Annotated in this window: 14 protein-coding genes; 6 read left to right on the forward strand and 8 right to left on the reverse strand. The window is 50.9% G+C overall.

The annotated features are described in order from the left end of the window. Window positions 1-83: 83 nt before the first annotated feature. The 8 genes from mepM to aspS form a co-directional block, all read right to left on the reverse strand. A complete protein-coding gene (mepM, locus tag AB3G37_RS13735) occupies window positions 84-1,415 on the reverse strand; it encodes a murein DD-endopeptidase MepM (protein WP_009635484.1) in 1,332 nt (443 codons plus the stop codon). A 19-nt stretch (window positions 1,416-1,434) separates the two neighbouring features. Further along, window positions 1,435-2,367 carry a zinc ABC transporter substrate-binding protein ZnuA gene (gene znuA, locus AB3G37_RS13740; protein ID WP_369790959.1) on the reverse strand — a complete coding sequence of 311 codons (933 nt, stop codon included), beginning with the start codon at window positions 2,365-2,367 and terminating at the stop codon, window positions 1,435-1,437. A 175-nt stretch (window positions 2,368-2,542) separates the two neighbouring features. Further along, on the reverse strand, window positions 2,543-3,547 hold the full coding sequence (gene ruvB / locus AB3G37_RS13745; RefSeq protein WP_009635482.1) for a Holliday junction branch migration DNA helicase RuvB: 1,005 nt from the start codon (window positions 3,545-3,547) through the stop codon (window positions 2,543-2,545). Window positions 3,548-3,555: 8 nt separating this feature from the next. Continuing rightward, the gene (gene ruvA, locus AB3G37_RS13750; RefSeq protein ID WP_369788141.1) at window positions 3,556-4,170 is read right to left on the reverse strand and encodes a Holliday junction branch migration protein RuvA; all 615 of its coding nucleotides are present in this window, start codon (window positions 4,168-4,170) and stop codon (window positions 3,556-3,558) included. A gap of 105 nt (window positions 4,171-4,275) precedes the next feature. Then, a complete protein-coding gene (gene ruvC / locus AB3G37_RS13755; RefSeq protein WP_009635480.1) occupies window positions 4,276-4,797 on the reverse strand; it encodes a crossover junction endodeoxyribonuclease RuvC in 522 nt (173 codons plus the stop codon). Window positions 4,798-4,984: 187 nt separating this feature from the next. Then, window positions 4,985-5,728: a YebC/PmpR family DNA-binding transcriptional regulator gene (locus tag AB3G37_RS13760; RefSeq protein WP_009635479.1), complete on the reverse strand. Its 744-nt coding sequence runs from the start codon at window positions 5,726-5,728 to the stop codon at window positions 4,985-4,987. 42 nt (window positions 5,729-5,770) lie between these two features. Further along, window positions 5,771-6,211: a dihydroneopterin triphosphate diphosphatase gene (nudB, locus tag AB3G37_RS13765; RefSeq protein ID WP_369788142.1), complete on the reverse strand. Its 441-nt coding sequence runs from the start codon at window positions 6,209-6,211 to the stop codon at window positions 5,771-5,773. Further along, window positions 6,211-8,010: an aspartate--tRNA ligase gene (aspS, locus tag AB3G37_RS13770; RefSeq protein ID WP_369788143.1), complete on the reverse strand. Its 1,800-nt coding sequence runs from the start codon at window positions 8,008-8,010 to the stop codon at window positions 6,211-6,213. The genes nudB and aspS overlap by 1 nt, the downstream gene beginning before the upstream one ends. Window positions 8,011-8,298: 288 nt before the next feature. Here aspS and AB3G37_RS13775 point away from each other — a divergent pair, with 288 nt between their 5' ends. The 6 genes from AB3G37_RS13775 (at window position 8,299) to AB3G37_RS13800 (ending at window position 13,846) form a co-directional block, all read left to right on the forward strand. Further along, window positions 8,299-8,874: a hydrolase gene (locus AB3G37_RS13775; protein ID WP_369788144.1), complete on the forward strand. Its 576-nt coding sequence runs from the start codon at window positions 8,299-8,301 to the stop codon at window positions 8,872-8,874. Window positions 8,875-8,947: 73 nt separating this feature from the next. Beyond that, window positions 8,948-9,766 carry a DUF72 domain-containing protein gene (locus tag AB3G37_RS13780; protein ID WP_009635475.1) on the forward strand — a complete coding sequence of 273 codons (819 nt, stop codon included), beginning with the start codon at window positions 8,948-8,950 and terminating at the stop codon, window positions 9,764-9,766. A 138-nt stretch (window positions 9,767-9,904) separates the two neighbouring features. Further along, complete coding sequence (gene cmoA / locus AB3G37_RS13785) at window positions 9,905-10,663, forward strand: carboxy-S-adenosyl-L-methionine synthase CmoA (protein WP_369788145.1); 759 nt, start codon at window positions 9,905-9,907, stop codon at window positions 10,661-10,663. Further along, window positions 10,656-11,627: a tRNA 5-methoxyuridine(34)/uridine 5-oxyacetic acid(34) synthase CmoB gene (gene cmoB, locus AB3G37_RS13790; protein WP_369788146.1), complete on the forward strand. Its 972-nt coding sequence runs from the start codon at window positions 10,656-10,658 to the stop codon at window positions 11,625-11,627. Before cmoA ends, cmoB begins: the two co-directional genes overlap by 8 nt. Window positions 11,628-12,073: 446 nt before the next feature. Beyond that, entirely contained in the window at window positions 12,074-13,504 is a 1,431-nt protein-coding gene (locus tag AB3G37_RS13795) for a PhoPQ-activated protein PqaA family protein (protein ID WP_369790960.1), read from the forward strand. 93 nt (window positions 13,505-13,597) lie between these two features. Beyond that, window positions 13,598-13,846, forward strand: a complete 249-nt coding sequence (locus tag AB3G37_RS13800) for a YqjD family protein (RefSeq protein WP_009635471.1) — start codon at window positions 13,598-13,600, stop codon at window positions 13,844-13,846. The last annotated feature ends 187 nt before the right edge of the window (window positions 13,847-14,033 follow it).

Below are 14,033 nucleotides of genomic sequence, written 5' to 3' on the forward strand. Positions count from 1 at the left end.
CAATGATAAGTGCCAAGAATTAATTTGCAATGAATGTTATCGCCCGAATTTACGGGCGACAGTATTCAACCAAAGGAAAAGGTTCAGATTTTTAGCTGAGGCATGACCTCACGCACGGTTGCCAGATAGTCTTTAAGGTCTTTACCGCTCAAGCCTTCTGAACGCGGCAGCTTGGCGGTAAGCGGGTTAACGGCAATATTATTGATCCATACTTCAAAATGCAGATGAGGCCCGGTGGAACGACCGGTATTGCCCGATAAACCAATGCGATCGCCACGCTTCACTTTCTGCCCCGGTTTGACCAACGCCCTGCGCAGGTGCATATAGCGGGTCATATATTGACGCCCGTGGCGAATGGCCACATAGTTACCGGCTGCTCCCCCTCCTTTCACTACCATTACTTCACCGTCGCCGACGGCCAGTACCGGCGTACCAATGGGTACCGCAAAATCTACACCGCGATGTGGGGCGATACGCCCGGTGACCGGGTTTAGACGACGCGGGTTAAAGTTTGAAGAAACGCGATACTGCTTGAGGGTCGGGAAGCGCAGGAAGCCGCGTGCGAGGCCGCTACCCGAGCGGTCGTAGAACTTGCCGTCTTCAGCACGAATGGCGTAATAATCTTTACCGCCCGTGCGCAAATGCACGCCCGAAAGTTCGCTCTGCTGGCTCTTGCCATCGAGCATTTCGCGCGACATTAAAACCGAGAACTGATCGCCTGCGCGCAGTTTTCTGAAATCCATCTGCCATTGCAGGGCCTTTACCACAGCGCCAATTTCGGCATTGGTAAGCCCGGCCTCTTTGGCGCTGCTGACAAAGCTACCGTCGAGCGTGCCTTTAAGGACCTGGTCCTGCCACTCGCCTTTCAGCGTTTCTGTCGAGGCTTTAAAACCCGTTCCGCTGCGATCGAAAGTCACCGTTTCACGACGCGACTTCTCCCAGGTTACGCGCTGGAGATCGCCGTCGTCATTCAAGGTCCATGACAGCTGCTGGCCTATCTTCAGATTGCGCAAATCGCTGTTGCTGGATGCCAGCGCCGTGATGTCCGACATATCAATGCCGTACTGATTCAGAATGCTGCTGAGGGTATCACCGGTAGAGACCACGTATTCGTGAACACCCTTCTCGTTCTCGGTTTTATCATCGAGCTCGTCTTGCGGGATATCGGTAGTGGCTGGCGTGTCTTCGTCAATGGGTTCGCTGGCTTCAGGCAGCAGAGATCGCATCTGCTGGCTGTCGAGCATAATTTGCTTTGCTAGAGGTTTCCCCTGATATCCATCTTGATCCAATTCATAAACAACGGGTTTCCAGACGGCAACAGCAAGAGTAACGATGGTCAAAGACCCCAGCATGAGGCGATGAGGTCGAGGAAGATTGTTGAATGCCAGAGCAATCGATCGGGCTAATAGCTGCACTTGTAACAGTCCTTATGGCTTACTTCAGGCAGCTCACGTACTGAGAAGTCAGATGTGACAGGAAGTTCACATAGCTGTCCTTGGTCAGTGCGATGCCGTTCCCTAGCAAGTCCAATGTGCCCACACGCACTTTTGCTCCCTGGGCAACGGCATTAATTACGGCCGGCCTGAACTGTGGTTCAGCAAAAACGCATTCCGCTTTCTGCTCAACCAGCTGAGTTCGAATTTGATGTAATTGCTGTGATGCAGGCGGAATTTCAGGATTGACGGTCAAATGGCCGATTGGGGCCAACCCGTAGTGCTTTTCAAAGTAGCTATTCGCGTCTCGAAAAACAAAATATCCCTTCCCCTGAACAGGTTGCAGCATCTTACCAAGCTTTATGTCAGTTTGTGTCAATCTGTCTTCAAACTGACGCAGGTTGGCGTCTAGTTGGTCTTTCTTTTGCGGCATTAGTTCCAATAATTTTGCGTGAATTTCCACAGCGGCTAATTTTGCCACTTCGGGTGAGAGCCATAGACGCATGTTATATTCATCACCTTGATGCCCTTTCCCAGGATCTTTATGCTTGCGAATACCCTGTTGCTGTGGGTCCCTTTCAGCTAAAAGCAGCGGCTGGACACCTGGTAGCGCCGAAATATTCACCACCCGATTTGGTGGCAGCTGTGCAACAGATTTGCTCATAAAGCGTTCCATGCCAGGACCCACCCAAACCAGTAAATCGGCACTACGCATGTGCTGGAGATCGGCGGGACGCAGGGAATAGTTTCCTGGAGAGGCGCCAGCGGGCAGTAAAACCTCGGTTGGCGTCACTCCATCGGCGATTGCGGCGGCGATAAAGCCTAGCGGGCGCACGGAGGCCAGTACGGCTGCCTGAACCTGAGCGAGTGTGCCAGCACCTAGCATTGAAACGGCAATCAGGGTACGGACTACAAAAGATTTACTAATTTTCATCATTATTAATCTCGGAATCATGGGCTTATTCATTTTTATCGTTCTCAAGCCTGGATTCAGACTACGTATTCTTCGGGTAATAAAATAAAGTTTTTAGAGCAAATTCATAGTTATTTTGAAAAAAAAGGAGAGCGGCGTAATACGCAGCTCTCCTTGGAGACATACTTTTTGCACTTTATTCTGGTCTGATCATTCCAAAATGCTTATAGGCGTGATTGGTTGCCATTCTGCCTCGCGGCGTGCGTTGAATGAATCCCTGCTGGATCAGGAACGGTTCGATCACGTCTTCAATGGTTTCGCGCTCTTCCCCAATCGCTGCCGCAAGGTTATCAAGTCCAACCGGTCCGCCGGTAAACTTGTCGATAATTGCCAGCAACAGTTTGCGGTCCATATAATCAAAACCTTCAGCGTCGACGTCGAGCATATCCAGCGCGCCGTTGGCGACGTCGCCGTTTATGGTGCCATCACCTTTCACTTCGGCGAAGTCTCGCACACGGCGTAGCAGGCGGTTGGCAATACGTGGCGTACCGCGCGAGCGGCGAGCAATTTGATGCGCGCCCTCTTCTGAAAGCTCCAGCCCCAGACAAGTGGCACTGCGGCCTACAATATGCTGCAAATCGGCGACCTGATAGAACTCCAAACGTTGCACGATACCAAAACGGTCACGCAGTGGAGAAGTCAGTGACCCCGCGCGCGTCGTTGCACCCACCAGCGTAAAGGGAGGTAAATCAAGCTTAATCGAACGTGCCGCCGGACCCTCGCCAATCATGATATCCAGCTGATAATCCTCCATCGCCGGATAAAGCACCTCTTCCACTACCGGTGAAAGGCGGTGGATTTCGTCGATAAACAGGACGTCATGCGGTTCGAGGTTGGTCAGCATCGCTGCCAAATCACCGGCTTTTTCCAGCACCGGGCCGGAAGTCGTGCGCAGATTAACGCCCATTTCATTGGCGACAATATTTGCCAACGTGGTTTTACCCAGCCCCGGCGGACCGAAAATCAGCAGGTGATCCAGCGCATCGCCACGCTGTTTTGCCGCCTGAATGAAGATCTCCATCTGCGATCGCACGTGCGGTTGCCCAACATAGTCGGACAATCGTTTTGGACGGATCGCTCTGTCGATAACTTCTTCTTCGCTGAACACTTCAGCAGAAATAAGACGGTCAGCTTCTATCATCTGTTACCTCACAGAGCCGCGCGCAGCGCTTCTCTAATCAATGTTTCGCACTCTGCACCCGGTTTGGCAACTTTGCTTATCATCCTGCTCGCCTCTGGTGGCTTATAGCCAAGAGAAATAAGCGCAGCCACCGCCTCGCCTTCTGCATCAGATTCTTTTGCCCTGGACGCCGCCGCAGGCAGGGAAATATCCGTGGGACTGTTGAACAAGTCACCGTTAAGGCCTTTAAAGCGGTCCTTCATTTCGACCACCAGACGTTCGGCGGTTTTTTTGCCAACGCCCGGCAGCTTGATAAGCGAAGTAATTTCTTCTTTTTCAACCGCGCTGACAAACTGTTGTGCCGACATGCCTGAAAGGATTGCCAACGCCAGTTTTGGCCCCACGCCATTAACTTTAATCAGTTCGCGAAACAGTGCGCGCTCCTGCCTGTCATTGAAACCATACAGCAACTGAGCGTCTTCGCGCACGATAAACTGAGTAAATACAATCGCTTCCTGCCCTAATTCCGGCAGTTCGTAAAAACAGGTCATCGGCATATGAACTTCATAACCTACACCGTTGGTTTCCAGCAATACTAACGGGGGCTGTTTTTCCAGAATAACGCCTCTGAGACGACCTATCACTTTGACCTTCCTTTGCGGATTAACCCCGTCGGCCTGGCAGACGGAGTGATTATAAATTTTATCGTTTATATCATAAAAAAGAGCTGGATAGATATCCAGCCTTAATTAACGCATTCGCCCGCGCGTCAACTGCAATTTTTCAGTGCCCAAACGGATTGAATTCTGACTGACATGACAGTGAGTGATGGCAATGGCCAACGCATCGGCAGCATCCGATTGCGGATTGGCTGGCAGCTTAAGCAATGAGCGCACCATGTGCTGCACCTGACTTTTTTCCGCCGCGCCAGTGCCGACCACCGTCTGTTTAACCTGCCGAGCCGCGTATTCGAAGACCGGCAAATCCTGGTTGACAGCGGCCACAATCGCCGCGCCGCGCGCTTGACCGAGCTTCAAGGCCGAATCTGGGTTTTTCGCCATAAACACCGATTCGATGGCGAAAAAGTCCGGTTGAAATTGAGTAATAATTTCCGTGACGCCGGCATAAATCAGCTTTAAACGCCCTGGCATGTCATCAACCACCGTGCGAATGCAGCCGCTGCCCAGATAACTGAGCTGCCTGCCCTGTTGGCGAATAATGCCATAGCCGGTAACGCGCGAGCCTGGGTCAATCCCCAGAATGATAGCCATAGCTTATCGATACCTTATCTTGTGATAACGCTGGACCTGCCGTTTCGCATTCTTGGTCGTTGTTAATTGTTGAACGTTTTCTTCGGCAAGTTTGTCTTGAATTGAATAAAAAAACAAACCGGACTGAGGAAGTCCGTAAAGCCAGCCGGAAGACACGAGCCTGTCGCGCTTCCGGCTGAGAGGAAGATTACAGGGTTTCTGCAATCTCATCGGAGATTTCACCGTTGTGGTAAACCTCCTGCACATCGTCACAGTCTTCGAGCATGTCAATCAGACGCAGCAGTTTAGGCGCTGTGTCGGCATCCATATCGGCTTTGGTCGATGGGATCATGGTGACTTCGGCCTGATCGGCTTTAAAACCCGCCGCTTCCAACGCGTCTTTCACATCGCCCACGCTTTCCCATGCGGTATAAACGTCGATAGCGCCGTCGTCGAAGGTTTGCACGTCATCGGCACCAGCTTCCAGCGCCGCTTCCATGATCGCATCTTCGTCCACACCCGGAGCAAAAGTGATCACGCCGGTTTTGGTAAACAGGTAGGCCACGGAACCGTCAGTTCCCAGGTTACCGCCGGTTTTTGTGAAGGCATGGCGAACTTCGGCAACGGTACGGTTGCGGTTGTCACTCAGGCACTCAACCATTACGGCGGTGCCGCCAGGGCCGTAACCTTCATAGATGATAGTTTCCATGTTGGAATCATCATCGCCACCCACACCGCGCGCGATGGCACGGTTAAGGGTGTCACGCGTCATGTTGTTGGACAGTGCTTTGTCAATCGCTGCACGCAAGCGCGGGTTGGCACCCGGATCGCCGCCACCCAGTTTCGCCGCAGTAACCAGCTCGCGAATAATCTTGGTGAAAATTTTACCGCGTTTAGAGTCTTGCGCTGCTTTGCGGTGCTTGGTGTTGGCCCATTTACTGTGACCTGCCATAAAAGATCTCCATTAGCCTTTTTCAGGCTGAACTCAATTTAGTTAATCAAAAATAACAAATTCTTCAATCGCCTGCTGATTGCTCGGTGATTTGGTAAAAGCCGCCGCGGCCGCCTTGTCCAACCATCGATAGGCGAGATGCTCCGTCAATGGAATCTCTCGCTCTTCGGGCAACGCCAGGCAAAACCAGTGCTCTTTATTCCAGCTTACGCCGGGCGCATAGCGATAGCGCAGGTGCGCAAACAGTTCAAACTCGACGCAGCGATCGCAGTCCTGCAAATAGAGGTTTTCAGCGGCAATATCAATGCCGACCTCCTCCATCACTTCACGCTGCGCGGTTTGTGCGGGTGACTCACCGTCTTCAAGACTGCCGGTAACCGACTGCCAAAACTGGGTATCGTCACGCCGCTGAAGCATTAGCACCCTGCCGGTGTTGCTGGCGTAGATTACGACCAGTATCGACTCAGGACGCTTATAGCTCATTACTCATTCTCTAAATTTATGTCGGTATCGGTCGCCGCTTTTTTGGCAATTACGCTAATTCCCAGCTCAACCAGCGATGCCGGGTTGGCGAAGTTTGGCGCTTCAGTCATCAGACAAGCCGCTGCGGTAGTTTTAGGGAACGCGATAACGTCACGGATGTTATCGGTGCCGGTCAACAGCATCACCAAACGGTCAAGACCAAAAGCCAGGCCCGCGTGCGGTGGTGCGCCGTATTTCAGCGCATCGAGCAGGAAGCCAAACTTCTCGCGCTGCTCGTGCTCGGTAATACCCAGAATGCTGAATACCGCCTGCTGCATTTCACCGCGGTGAATACGCACTGAACCGCCACCGACTTCATAGCCGTTGATTACCATGTCGTAAGCGTTGGCGATAGCAGAAGTTGGATTAGACGCCAGCTCCTGCGCAGTCATTTCTTTCGGCGCGGTAAACGGATGGTGCATCGCGGTCAGGCCGCCTTCGTCAGTGTCTTCAAACATTGGGAAGTCAACCACCCACAGAGGCGCCCAGGCTTTTTCGTCGGTGATTTGCAGGTCGCGACCAATTTTCAGGCGCAGCGCACCGATAGCATCAGTAACAATTTTAGCACTTGCCGCGCCAAAGAAGATGATGTCGCCGTCTTGCGCCTGCAGGCGTTCAAACAGAGCACTTAACAGCCCGGCGCTCAGGAATTTAGCTACCGGGCTCTGAATACCTTCCAGACCTTTAGCTACCTCATTGACTTTGATGTAAGCCAAACCTTTGGCACCATAAATCTCGATAAACTTGGCGTATTCGTCGATTTGTTTACGGCTCAGCTGGGACCCGCCCGGCACGCGCAGTGCAGCAACGCGGCCTTTCGGATCGTTGGCAGGATCGGCGAAAACTTTAAATTCGATATTTTTGAACAAATCGGCGACGTCAACCAGTTCCAGCGGGTTACGCAGGTCAGGTTTGTCAGAACCATAGCGACGCATGGCATCGGCATAGGTCATGATGGGGAAATCGCCCAGATCAACGCCTTTCACATCCAGCCACAGTTCACGCGCGAGTTTCTCCATGACTTCACGAACCTGCTCGGCGGTCATGAACGAGGTTTCCACGTCGATCTGGGTAAATTCTGGCTGACGGTCGGCGCGCAAGTCTTCATCGCGGAAACATTTGACGATCTGATAGTAACGATCGAAACCTGACATCATCAGCAACTGTTTGAACAGCTGTGGAGACTGCGGCAGCGCGTAGAACTTGCCTTTATGCACGCGGCTTGGCACTAAATAGTCACGCGCGCCTTCCGGGGTCGCCTTGGTCAGCATCGGGGTTTCGATGTCGAGGAAGTCGTGGCTGTCCATGAAGCGGCGAACAAAGCTGGTGATGCGCGCACGGGTTTTCAGGCGGTTGGCCATTTCAGGGCGACGCAGATCGAGATAACGGTATTTCAGACGCGCTTCTTCGGTGTTGTTGTGGTTGGAATCCAGCGGCAGGGGTTCTGAACGGTTAATGATATTCAGCGAGCTGGCAAACACTTCAACCTCACCGGTCGCCATGTCTTTGTTAAACTGGCTTTCAGGACGCGCACGAACGGTACCGGTCAACTGCACGCAAAACTCATTACGCAGTTCTGATGCCAATTCGTATGCCGCGCTCTGATCCGGATCGAAAAATACCTGCACGATGCCTGCACGGTCGCGCAAATCGATGAAGATCAAACCACCCAGATCGCGACGGCGGTTAATCCAACCGCACAAAGTCACTTCCTGGCCAACGTTGGACGAATTAAGCTTGCCACAATATTCAGTACGCATAACGGTATCCCTTTGATCTCACTGCCTGTGAGCATCGGATTAATATGGGTCGAAAAAAGGCGGTCATTATAAAGGAATTTCGTTCACAGGATAAGTGCGAACTCGCACGAGAAGCGCCAGAAATTATTCCGTAACCCTTCTCACACATAATTTAACAAAATTATCATCAAACCCCACGCTGGTTAGCATAAAATGCTCCGACACTCTTAGTACCCTAAGTAACTGCCCACGCCGGGACGCCGAGCAAGTGCCGGGGGTTCATTCATCTTATTACTGGTGGGCTTTTTTATGTCTCTGAAACTTGATCCTAAAACCACAGCGCTGGTGTTAATCGACTTACAAAAAGGCATTCTGCCCTTCGCTGGTGGTCCGCACACTGCTCAACAGGTGCTGGATAAAGCCACTGAACTGAAGACCCGTTTCAACACTCTGGGTGCGCCAGTGTTCATGGTGCGCGTTGGTTGGTCAGCCACTTTTGATGAAGCGCTGAAACAGCCTACCGATATTTCTGCCGGTGGTGGCAGCCTGCCAGAAGACTGGTGGGAATTCCCAGAGCAACTTAACGTTACTGATAAAGACCTGTTGGTCGTTAAACGCCAATGGGGTGCTTTCTACGGTACCGATCTTGAGCTGCAACTGCGCCGTCGTGGTATTAAAACCATCGTGCTGGCGGGTATTTCTACCAACATCGGGGTTGAATCAACTGCGCGTAACGCCTGGGAACTGGGCTTCGAGCTGGTGTTTGCCGAAGATGCATGCAGTGCGCACAACGAAGAACATCATGGCTCCAGCGTGAAGTTTATTTTCCCGCGCATTGGCCGCGTTCGCCCCACAGAAGAGGTGCTTGCTGCCGTTGCGCAGTAAAGTTACCCTTAGATGAACGCCAACGCCGCCTTCGGGCGGCGTTTTCATTTTTAAAACCGGACAGGGAAACGGCATGTACATTGGACTTCCGCAATGGCATCACAATGCCTGGAACAGTATCGGCCTTCACGATCTGGCCGATTACGCGCGCTATTTTAACTGCGTTGAAGGGAATACGACGTTCTATGCCCTGCCCAAGGCCGAAGTGGTCATGCGCTGGCGTGATATGACTCACGACGATTTCCGTTTCTGTTTTAAATTTCCCTCTACTATCAGTCATAAAGCCGCGCTGCAAAACTGTCGGCAGGACATCGACGCCTTTTATCAGTGCCTGGCTCCGCTGGAGAATCGCCTCGGCCAGCTGTGGTTGCAGCTGCCTTCAACCTTTGCGCCGCAGCATCTTGACCGGCTGTGGACCTTTCTCGATGCGTTGCCTAAAGGATTTGATTACGGCGTCGAAGTCAGGCACGAACAGTTTTTTGCCAAAGGCGAAGAAGAGCGGGCGCTGAATCGCGGGCTGCACCAACGCGGTGTCAGCCGTACTGTATTGGATAGTCGCCCGGTGCATCATGCCACCAGCGATACCGAAGCCGTGCGAGAAGCCAAACGGAAAAAGCCCAAGCTGCCGGTGCATGCAGTGATGACGGCGAGTCGCCCGATAGTTCGCTTTATCGGTGGCGATGACTTGGCAGTCAACCAGCGCTGGTTCAGCCAGTGGGTTCCAAAACTGGTGGACTGGCAGCAGCAGGGCCATGCCCCATACCTGTTTATTCATTCACCTGACTGTAGCGATGCTCCGCAGCAGGCGCAGGCGCTGTGGCGAACGTTGCGCCAGCATCTCCCGGCGGTTGGCCCGGAACCGGATTGGCCCGAGCAAGACTCGCTGTTCTGAGACATTACGTCGCCATCAGGTCATTAAGCACATTTTTTCGAGTATCCCGCGGGGAGAATCTGATAAACTTCGCCCCCATTACAGCAAACAGCAGCTCTTTTGCTCCCCTATTTACTATTTTTGGTCTGATTCAGCACTATGACTAACCAAGACAAGCTTTTTTCAGCGCCGATCGAAAAACTCGGCGACTGGACCTTTGACGAACGCGTCGCCGAAGTTTTTCCGGATATGATCCAGCGCTCGGTCCCCGGCTATTCCAATATTATTTCTATGATTGGCATGCTGGCGGAACGTTTCGTCAAGCCGGATAGCAAGGTCTACGATCTCGGCTGCTCGCTGGGCGCCGCTACCTTGTCTATGCGTCGCAATATCAAAGTTTCAGGCTGTGAAATCATCGCCGTGGATAACTCATCGGCGATGGTTGAACGCTGCCGCCGCCACATTGACGCCTTCCGCGCCGAAACACCGGTCACCGTGATTGAAGCCGATATTCTCGATATCGAACTGAAAGATGCATCCATGGTGGTACTGAACTTTACGCTACAGTTTCTGGAACCGGCGGATCGTCAACGCTTGCTGAATCAGGTTTATCAGGGGATGCGCCCGGGCGCGGCGCTGGTGTTATCCGAGAAGTTCAGCTTCAAGGATGCCGATGTCGGAGAACTGTTGTTTAACATGCACCACGATTTCAAGCGAGCAAATGGTTACAGCGAGCTGGAAATCAGCCAGAAACGCAGCATGCTGGAAAATGTGATGTTGACTGATTCTGTCGAAACTCACAAACAGCGTCTGCATCAGGCCGGTTTTGAACATGCAGAAGTTTGGTTCCAGTGTTTTAATTTTGGTTCATTAATTGCCATCAAGGCTGAAAATACGGCAGGAGACGCGCGTGATTGAGTTTGGAGATTTTTATCGCGCGATAGCCAAAGGCCCGCTTAGCCCGTGGCTGAATACCCTGCCCTCGCAGCTGACTGCGTGGCAAAAAGAGTCGCTGCACGGCAAATTCAAAATGTGGTTCAACGCGGTTGACCGCCTGCCGTTGATAGAGCCGGATCGCCTGGATTTACTGCACAGTGTTACAGCCAATACTTTAGAGCCGCTGCCCAAAGGCCAGCGTGAAGGCATGGAAAACCTGCTGCGCAACCTGATGCCGTGGCGTAAAGGCCCGTTTTCGCTGTATGACATCGAGATTGAAACCGAGTGGCGGTCCGACTGGAAATGGGATCGCGTGCTGCCGCATATCTCTTCTCTGGCCGGGCGCACCGTTCTTGACGTCGGCTGCGGTAGCGGTTATCACATGTGGCGCATGATTGGTGCGGGAGCACATTTTGCCGTCGGTATCGATCCGATGCAGCTGTTCCTGTGTCAGTTTGAAGCGGTGAGAAAACTGCTTAGCGGCGATCAGCGCGCACATTTGTTGCCTCTTGGCATTGAGCAACTCCCTGAACTGAACGCCTTTGATACGGTGTTTTCGATGGGTGTGCTTTATCACCGACGATCTCCACTCGATCACCTGTTGCAGTTGAAAAGTCAGCTGGTCAGCGGGGGTGAACTGGTGCTGGAAACGATTGTCATTGAGGGCGATGGCAATCAGGTACTGGTGCCGGGCGATCGCTATGCGCAGATGAACAATATTTACTTTATTCCTTCCGCCGAGGCGCTCAAAGGTTGGTTGATCAAATGCGGATTTGTCGATGTACGCATTGCCGATGTCAGCCTGACCACAACAGAAGAACAGCATCGCACTTCCTGGATGACCAGCGAATCTCTGGCTGAATTCCTTGACCCACAGGATAACAGCAAAACTGTTGAGGGCTATCCAGCGCCACGCCGCGCACTGCTTATTGCCAACAAACCTTGATTGTTTAGCTCCCGGCCTCCAGCCTGGGAGCTACCCCCTCCAAAACCATTGATAAAACATCTTGTACAATCGGTTGCAATTCATTCATTGCGGCCGAGGGGAATTATCGCTTAATGTAAACTTCGTAGAGTTTATTTTTTTGTATCGTTATTTTTTAATTTATTGAGGAGAGAAGCGTAAAATTAATTTTCATATCTTACGGCCAGCTTTTTATTTCGAATTAATCTGATTTTAATACAAAGTCTAAAAATCAGAATTTACCGTTTCGCATCAGTCTTATTAAACATATGGTAATAATCTGATTTACTGCTCATTGACAATTAATGTCTGTAAATCGAGTAATATACTGAGAACATAATAGACAATTGACGGCTGCAGTACAGGGAAGAGGCGATTTAACGTTAATTATAATAATAAAATCCCCATTCATTAATCGAGGATGAATGATGAAAAAAATTTACGTAATGATTATTTCGCTGTTATTTATTTCCACCGAAACTTTTGCACAAACCAACACCAGTGATGCCGCTTGTAAAGGTGAGAGTGCCAATGATGCTTCGAATGTTATTTCCTGCTACCGGCAACAACTGGCAGCTCAGCCATTAAATTACTGGTTTATGAGTAACCAAAGCTATGATGGCGTAGAGGTTAACCGGTATCAGATGATTTCTCAGTCATGGTCTCCGGCAGGACTTGTGTCGCCTGCGGCATGGAAGGAGAATGTCACTATTGCCATTCCACCGCATCCTAAATCTGTTCGTGCTCTGATTGCCGTTGATATCCCGGATGCCACGCTTTTAGATGTAGCGAAAAGAACCAGCACCATTGTTATTTCACTGCAAACTATTCCCAGTAAAGATTTGGTTTATCAGAATGATAATAAACCGCTGGAGGAAGACGACAGTATTGCTCGCACCTGGAAGCTTTATATGGCAGACCCTGTTGACCGAGAACAACTGCCCCTGCACGTTCCAATGGCGGCCTCAATCTCTCAAACCATCCGATTAGCTAAAAAAGAACTGATCAAATGGGATATTAATAAATTTATTGTGACCGGTGCGTCCAAGCGTGCCTGGGCAACCTGGTTATCGGGAATTTCCGATCCTGACGTTGATGCTATTGTTCCATTCGTCATTGACGTGCTCGACACTGGAAAGATAATGGCAAATATGTACCATTCCTATGGCGGTAATTGGCCAATCGCCTTTGCTCCTTATTATAATCAGGGAATTGACCAAGCTACCCGCACAGCCAATTTCGGCAAGTTAATGAAAATCGAAGATCCGCTGCAATATATGGGCACTGCTTATCAAGCACGATTGGCTATCCCCAAATATATTGTCAATGCCAGCGGTGATGATTTCTTTGTTCCTGATAATACAAGATATTATTACGATAAACTGCCAGGAATAAAATCGCTGCGAATGGCGCCAAATACCGGACATATGGGCATCATGGGTTTTATTGATCAATCGCTGGTACCGTTTGTTAACCGTATTCAGGACGATCGCCCGCTGCCACAGGTTATCACCGCCCCCTATCGCCAGGAAAACTCAAACCAGCTGGATGTCCGCTTCTCGGAGAAACCGGTTAAAGTGGTACGCTGGACGGCAACGAATCCTGTGGCTCGTGACTTCCGTTTTGCCTGCGGTATCAAATATGCTGCCACTCCGCTGGAATTGAGTTCAACAAACAGCGTCGAAATGCCTTTGGTCTACAACGGCCCTGGATGGCAGGCTAGTTTTGTTGAAGCGACTTTTGACGATGGCTATATTGCGACCTCTCAGGTGTATATCACTCCTGATGATAAATATCCGACAGTTGCACCACCGGGAGATAAGGCTGGCTGCCAGACATTACCTGGGCGAGGCTTATAGGATCTGTCTGATAAACGGCGTGTTTTTAGGGCCAATGCCGCAAACTTTTTTTTCTCTGCTAACCTTATTTAACAACTAATAAGGAGATCGCGTATGTTTAATCAAACTGAAGATAAAGTTAAAGAAGTTGCCGGTGCTGCTCAGGAAGCTTTTGGTGATGTGACTGATTCGCCAGAGCATCAGGCAAAAGGTGCCGCCAGAAAATACGCTTCTCAGGCAAGCTACGCAGCTAAAGATGCCGTTTCTACCGCGGTAGAGCAGGTAAAAGAAAACCCGTTTGCGGGTGTCGCGGTGGCCGGTGCGATAGGTATCGTGATTGGTTACCTGCTGGGCCGCAAGTAGTTTGCTTATATCTTATGGACGGCTGTGTGAAATTTCTTCACGCCTATTGACGTCATCTTGAATAGGTTTATTATTTCGCCCGCATAAAATTTACACACAGCAAGTCCATAAAATCGATTAGAAGTACATTTTATTGAGCCATCAACCTAGGTTGATGGCTTTTTTTATGCCCGTGCCTATCCCTCTT

Source organism: Rouxiella sp. WC2420, assembly GCF_041200025.1.
GTDB lineage: Bacteria > Pseudomonadota > Gammaproteobacteria > Enterobacterales > Enterobacteriaceae > Rouxiella.